The 1,058-nt window shown below is 69.7% G+C and carries 1 protein-coding gene and 1 pseudogene; both read left to right on the top strand.

Annotation, left to right across the window (positions count from 1 at the left end):
* Nucleotides 1-45 precede the first annotated feature (45 nt).
* On the top strand, nt 46-645 hold the full coding sequence (locus tag OZ411_RS42880; RefSeq protein ID WP_282532789.1) for a hypothetical protein: 600 nt from the start codon (nt 46-48) through the stop codon (nt 643-645).
* Nucleotides 642-1,058, top strand: a pseudogene (locus tag OZ411_RS42875) (peptidylprolyl isomerase); the annotation flags it as partial. The gene OZ411_RS42880 and the pseudogene OZ411_RS42875, both read left to right, overlap by 4 nt.

Raw genomic sequence — 1,058 nt, 5'->3', positions numbered from 1 at the left:
TGCCGTCGACGTCCTGCTGGTCGATCTCAACGCAAAGTTCTGATCATGAAGATACGCATCCTCACCTTCCTGACGGCGGCCGTCGCGGTGTGTTCGCACGTCGAGTTCGCCCACGCCGATGCCGAGACCGATCGGCTGCGCGAAGCCCTGCGCAGCGCCACCCTGCAGACCCGGCAACTGGAGGACCAGCGGACGGCGCTGCAGGCCAAGCTGGCGGACGCCGAGCGGGACAAGGCCGCGGCCAAAGCCCAGGTCGACGCCGCCAAGAAGCAGGTCCGCGAGACCGAGAAGCAGCATCGCGAGGCCGTCGACGAGTTCAACAAGCGCCTCGCCGAGCGCGACGAGACGCTGGAGAAATGGAAGTCGGCCTATGAAGAGGCGGCCAACGTCGCCCGCGACAAGGACGCCGCACGGGCCAAGTTCGAGGGCGAGGCCAGCGCCTACAAGGCCTCGACCAAAGGCTGCGTCGCCAAGAACGACCAGATGCTGAAGGCCGGCCGCGAGCTGCTGAAGCAGTACAAGAGCGTCACGATCGGGGACACGATCGTCGCGCATGAGCCGATGCTGGGGCTGCGTCGGGTGGAAATCCAGAACAACATCCAGGACAGCGGCGACAAGATCCTCGACCAGAAGGCAGTACCATGACACGTTCTCCTCTCCGCGGCGCACTCCCGATCCGCTCCCTGCGCGTCTCGCTCCTGGCGACGGCGCTCGCCGGCCTGCCGCTGGCCGCCGCCGCCCAGACCGCTCCGCCGCCGGCGCCGCAGCGGCCCGCGCAGGCCGTCGCCAAGCCGAAGCCCGTGGCCCCCGCAGCGGCGGCCCCGCAGCAGGCGGCGACGACGCAGGGCGCGGCACCGGCCAAGTCCGGCGCCGGTGACGATGTGATCGCCCGGGTCGGCACCACCAACATCTCGGCCGACCAGATCCGGGCCTATGTCGCCTCGCTCGGGCCGCGCGAGCGCGCCGCGGTCGGGCAGGATCCGAACTTGCTCAGCCAGGCGGTGCGGTTGATGCTCGCCAACCGCCTGGTGCTGCAGGAGGTCGCGGCCAAGAAGTGG

The organism is Bradyrhizobium sp. Arg237L (assembly GCF_029990105.1).
Taxonomy (GTDB): domain Bacteria; phylum Pseudomonadota; class Alphaproteobacteria; order Rhizobiales; family Xanthobacteraceae; genus Bradyrhizobium.
Note: the sequence above shows the minus strand (reverse complement) of the source record. Positions and strands in the feature narration are given on the sequence as shown.